This is a genomic window from Brevibacterium senegalense (assembly GCF_000285835.1).
Lineage (GTDB): Bacteria > Actinomycetota > Actinomycetes > Actinomycetales > Brevibacteriaceae > Brevibacterium > Brevibacterium senegalense.
Map to the genome: position 1 here is coordinate 1 of NZ_HE978611.1, position 4,866 is coordinate 4,866.

The 4,866-nt window shown below is 63.8% G+C and carries 5 protein-coding genes; all 5 read right to left on the bottom strand.

Going from position 1 to position 4,866, the window contains the following annotated elements; translation table 11 throughout:
* Window positions 1-106 precede the first annotated feature (106 nt).
* The 5 genes from HGBR_RS15010 to HGBR_RS15030 all read right to left on the bottom strand — a co-directional run bounded on the left by HGBR_RS15010 (window position 107) and on the right by HGBR_RS15030 (window position 4,768).
* Window positions 107-916: an AAA family ATPase gene (locus HGBR_RS15010; protein ID WP_019160172.1), complete on the bottom strand. Its 810-nt coding sequence runs from the start codon at window positions 914-916 to the stop codon at window positions 107-109.
* On the bottom strand, window positions 916-1,314 hold the full coding sequence (locus tag HGBR_RS18400; RefSeq protein WP_019160173.1) for a Mu transposase C-terminal domain-containing protein: 399 nt from the start codon (window positions 1,312-1,314) through the stop codon (window positions 916-918). The genes HGBR_RS15010 and HGBR_RS18400 overlap by 1 nt, the downstream gene beginning before the upstream one ends.
* A 186-nt stretch (window positions 1,315-1,500) precedes the next feature.
* Window positions 1,501-2,919, bottom strand: a complete 1,419-nt coding sequence (locus HGBR_RS15020) for an MFS transporter (protein WP_083882930.1) — start codon at window positions 2,917-2,919, stop codon at window positions 1,501-1,503.
* Between the two features lie 297 nt (window positions 2,920-3,216).
* On the bottom strand, window positions 3,217-4,164 hold the full coding sequence (locus HGBR_RS15025) for a DDE-type integrase/transposase/recombinase (protein ID WP_019160175.1): 948 nt from the start codon (window positions 4,162-4,164) through the stop codon (window positions 3,217-3,219).
* Window position 4,165: 1 nt separating this feature from the next.
* Window positions 4,166-4,768, bottom strand: a complete 603-nt coding sequence (locus HGBR_RS15030) for a recombinase family protein (protein WP_019160176.1) — start codon at window positions 4,766-4,768, stop codon at window positions 4,166-4,168.
* Window positions 4,769-4,866 lie beyond the last annotated feature (98 nt).

The window sequence follows — 4,866 nt, forward strand, 5'->3', positions numbered from 1 at the left end:
CCTAAATTGTCCAACGAAGGCAGATTGGACAGTAGTGACGGAGGGTCTTGACATGAGTTGTGGATCTGATCGCTAGTTGGCGGTTTTCTGTGATCGCTTGGTGGCGTTAGTTGCCGATGACGAGGATGCTGGCGGCCGCTTCATTGACGTCGTCGGTGATGGTCTCGAGTTGGTTGATTTTGAGCACCCGTGTGATTTGAGGGAAGAGGCGTTCGAGAAGCCGGAAGTTGCCGCGCGTGATGCGCTCGATCGCGGCGATGGCTTGTGCGTCGGTGAGGTCATCGGGGTCGAGGGTGCGCCCGAGGCGTTTCCAGTGTCGGTCGAGGACGAACAGCAGCTCCTCGCGGCCCAGTGCCCGGTAGCGGTGTGAGAACCCGAGTCGGGGGTACAGCTGGGGGTAGTGACGGAAGCGCTGGTCAATGCCGGGCATGCCGATCAGGATGATCGCCAACTGGTGGCTGTCGTGGTGATCGCGGAGCAGTTCGAGCGCGGTCGGGGTCAGGCGCTGGGCCTCGTCGATGATCAGCAGCTCGACCCACCTGGTGATGTCGTCAACGTGGGCGCCGGTGACTTTGCCGATACTGCGCTGGTGTTCGTCGACGCAGCTCCCGAGCCTGATTTGGAAGTGCTCGATCTCGCGCATGAGTTGTCTGTGCCGAGGCAGGACCTCCGGGGTGTAGAACACGGTGCGGGTGCGATTGGCGGCGGCGTAGTGTTTTGCGTCGTCGTCGGTGCGGGGACCCCATTCGGTAATGAAGGGCTCCAGAGTGTCCCAGTGGGCGTAGCGGCGGGCCGATAGGGTCTTGCCGACTCCGGCGTCGCCGTGACAGATGCCGATCGTGTGTTCTTTGCGCACGGCGGTGGCGAATTCGATGAAGCGGCGGTGTTCCTTGGTGACGATGAAGTCCTTGGTCATCATTCATCCTCTTCGTAGGTGCGCAGCTTCGACCGCCGGATGGCAGGTGCGGTGGTGCGGGGTTTCTCGCGGGCGGCGATGCGGGGGATGCGGTCGTTGAGGTCCTTGCGCAGTTGCCGGCGGCGGGCCCGGCGTGCGGTCTCGATCTCGCGCAGGCTCAGCCGCTGGTTCGGGTGTGCCTCGTCGATGGCGACGCAGACGAAGGTGTCGTGGTCGTAGACGCGGATCTCGGAGACATCGCGCGGGTCGTAGCGGATCGTGACCGGTCGGCCGACGAACGGCGCCAGGGTCGGTGAGAGGTAGCGCTGGCCTTGGAAGTGGATGCCGTCGCGCTGGACCGTGCGATGTTTGGGCACCGTCAGCAGCAGTCCGTCGAGTTCGTCGAGAGTCTCGGGCATGCGCGGCAGCCACCCGTCTGCGATCCAGGCCGTTTTCGGGCTCGTCCCGATCTCTCGATGGGTTCGCTCGTTGTATACCTCGCTGGACGCACCGCGAATCCGTCGCTGCTCCCTGCTGAGACGGAGCAGGCGGGTTCGCGATGCGTCCCGCACGCATTACGGAGAGCTAGCTCGGCGGATGCGCCGCTACGCGTCTTCCTCAGCATCTTGACTTGGCATTGAGATGCGCATGGCGATCAGTCCGGCACCAATTAGCCCGAGGAGTGCAAATGCACTGCTGAGCAGAAATGGGTCTACTCCGGCCAGCGCTCCAGAGAAGCCGACGCCAATGTAGATGGTGATGCCGGTAGAGCCGCCGAGCTGGTCAGCCGCTCGCTGGACTCCGGAAGCTGTACCAGCGTCCGCTTCGGTCACCCCGGTAACAGCCGCGTACTGAAGTCCGACTAGGCCAAAACCCATCCCGGCAGCAATGAGGACCATGGCCGGAATCATCGCGACGGCCGCCGCCTCCACATGGGTAGCCATGGCGATGGCAACCATCCCGAGAGCGGTGAACCCGATTCCAGCCACGGCGCAGAATCGCGCGCCCCAGCGGCCGAGGAATCGAGGTACCAGGGTGGCAGCCGCGACGAGCGAGATGGCCAGTGGCACCAGCGTCAGTCCCGTTTCCAACGGGCTGAGTCCCAGCCGGTTCTGAAGGTAGAAGGTGAACAGCAGGAACGATGTGGACAAAGCAGCGCTTAGCAGAGCAGTCGCAAGGTTGGCCAACACTCGCGCCCGATTGTGGAAGAACTCCAGGGGTACCAGCGGATTCGAGGCCCGTCGTTCGACTACAACGAACAAGTAGGCAGCGAGCACAGCTCCGGCCAACACAGTCACGGCAGCCCACCGGGGGAAACCGTCAGCCTCTCCCACTTCAACGATGCCGAAAGCGAACATGAGTGGTGCAGCGGTTAACAGGAGCGAACCCGGAAGATCGAGCGCGATGTGCCTACTTGGTCGGTCTACCGGAACGAGAATGCTCGTGGCTATGAGCACGAACACGATGAACGGAACCGATACGAGGAAGATCCAGCGCCACCCCAGAAGCTCAGTGATGACTCCGGAGAGGATGAAGCCAAGCACCAGTCCGCAACTGGCCACTGCCGCCCACACGCTCAGCGCGCGTGATCGTCCAGAGCCTTCGGGGAACAGGAGAACAATCACAGCCATCGCGGCTGGTAAGGCCAGCGCCTCGCCTGCACCTTGAAGTAATCGAGCGGCTACAAGTAAGGGAAATGTCGGGGCAAGTCCTGCCAGCAGTGAGGCGAGACCAAACACAACTGTGCCGATCAGCAGTATCCGGCGTTGCCCGAGTACGTCCCCGAGCCGGCCGCCCAGCATCAGCAGACCGCCGCCGGTGATCGTGTACCCCACGACAACCCATGTCAGTTGGCGGGCGTCTGCGCCGAACTCGGAACCGATGGACGGAAGGGCGACGTTGACCACGGTCACATCCACCGCGATCAAGAATTGCAACATGGAAAGGCAGGCGAGCGTTACCCAAGCCCGCACTGACGTGGTCTTGCGTTGAGAAAGTTTGGTGGGAACCAATTCGTGCTCCATCGTTCAAAAGAACTCCGGGCAGCACTAAGCGCCGCTCCGGACTGGCCGTGGAGCGGCGAAGCATCGAGAAAGTTAAGGGACTAGTGCTCCGCCGCTAGCGGAGCATCTCCGTCACGGCGGCCGCAGCCGCAGAGGAACCTGCCATGCGAAGCATGATATCAATGCCGCGCTGGGCCACGGCCGGGCAGGGGAACGCAACCGATAGGGAACCGACATAGTTGCCCACAGCACTGAACGCAGCCCCAGAGCACGCTCTTGGTGTCAACGGAGGCGTGCTCCTTTGACGGTTCTGTCTGCTCAGCAGCTAGTTCGTCTCACAGATCCGGGCGACGGGTATACCGTGATGAACCCGCCGATCGCCTGATCAAGAGCAGCAAGATCCAGCGATGGTTTCGGCTTCGTCCCGGCTGCGAGGTAGCCGGGCAGGGTGGAGAGGAGCTCGGTGCTCAGTGTGCCGAAGAAGCGTTCGATCTTCCCCCGGCCCTGCGGGCGGCCGATGGTGGAGAAGATCATCCGGATCTTCAGGGCGGCGGCGGTGTGTTCGAGATGGTGGCTGGTGAAGTCGCTGCCGTGGTCGATGTGGAGGACATCGGGGATGCCGCACATCGCCCACGCGGGCTCTTCCTTGCGCCAGATCGCCTGCCGCAGCGCCAGTGCCGTGTTCATCGCCGAGGGAGCGCCGGTGAAGACCATGTACCCGCAGATCGCGCGGGAGTAGTCGTCGATCACGGTGGTCAACCAGGGCCGCTCCGGTGTGCTGTTCGCGCCGGTGATGAGGATGTCGAGTTCGGTGTGGTCGGCCTGCCAGGTCGCGTTCGGTCGCTCGGCGCGGTGACGGAACACGAGTTCGTGGCGATCGCGGTAGGCAGTCGGCCCGTCGAGCGCGAGTGTCACCAGCGCTGGATCCAGCGCGCCGACGATGTTGCGCACTGTCGCGTAACTCGGGGCTGGATGGTCCAAGCGTTCAGCTTCGGCGACCGTGAGCCGGTGCAGCGCGGCGATGCTCGGACGGGGGCGGGTCAGCGCGAGGCGCTCGACGAATGCGACGAGTTCGGTCGGTGCACGCCGGGTGCCGGCGTCTGTCCGACGCTGTGGTTCGAGGGCGGCGATACCACCGGACTTGTAGAGGTGGTGCCAGCGTTCCAGGGTGCGCAGGGCGGTGCCGGTCTCCCTGGCCAGGGCTGTCAGCGGGATGTCGTCCTCGACGTGCAGTCGAAGGATCCTCCACCGGTCCAGCCCGTCCATCTCACACCTGTTTGGAAACAGCGTCACGGGTGCGGGCGGCCTGCTGGTGGCGATAGAGCGTCGCGCGGGACCAGCCGACCAGGCGGGCGGCGGCTTCGGCGGTACGTCCTTTCGCGCGAGCGTCTTCGGCGATCGCAAGTTTCTCCGCGATCACGTCCGGGTCGACCGGGGGCCGGCCGAAACGGGTGCCGGTCTGCTTCGCCGCGGCAATACCGGCGTTGACCCTTTCGGTGATGAGCTCGCGCTCGTACTCGGCCAGGGTGGCGAGCATCCCGAGCATCATCCTGCCCGACGAGGTCTCCGGATCGATGCTGTCCGAGATCGACCGGATCTTCACCCCTTGCTCGCGCAGCAGGTTGACGGTGTTGAGGACATCGATCAGGGACCGACCGAGCCGGTCGATCCGCCAGGCCACCACCGTGTCACCGTCCTGGGCGTACTCGAGGAGGCGCTTCATTCCGGGACGCTCGATCGCAGTCCTGCTGCCCGAGGTCACATCTGAGAACACGTCCCGCTTCTGCACTCCGGGACCGACCAGCGCATCCACTTGCAACTGTGCGTCCTGACCGGCGGTGCTCACACGTGTGTATCCCAGAAGCCTCATACCTCAAGCATGACTCACAAACCCATAGAAGGCACGGTCCTGAGGCAGTCTCCGATAAGACGACTTCACGAGACACACGCGAGGGCCTTCCCGCGCAG

Coding starts and splice junctions, on each gene's coding strand:
- HGBR_RS15020 (WP_083882930.1), bottom strand. CDS start 2,919: ATGGAGCACGAATTGGTTCCCACCAAACTTTCTCAACGCAAGACCACG.
- HGBR_RS18400 (WP_019160173.1), bottom strand. CDS start 1,314: ATGCCCGAGACTCTCGACGAACTCGACGGACTGCTGCTGACGGTGCCC.
- HGBR_RS15010 (WP_019160172.1), bottom strand. CDS start 916: ATGACCAAGGACTTCATCGTCACCAAGGAACACCGCCGCTTCATCGAA.
- HGBR_RS15025 (WP_019160175.1), bottom strand. CDS start 4,164: ATGGACGGGCTGGACCGGTGGAGGATCCTTCGACTGCACGTCGAGGAC.
- HGBR_RS15030 (WP_019160176.1), bottom strand. CDS start 4,768: ATGAGGCTTCTGGGATACACACGTGTGAGCACCGCCGGTCAGGACGCA.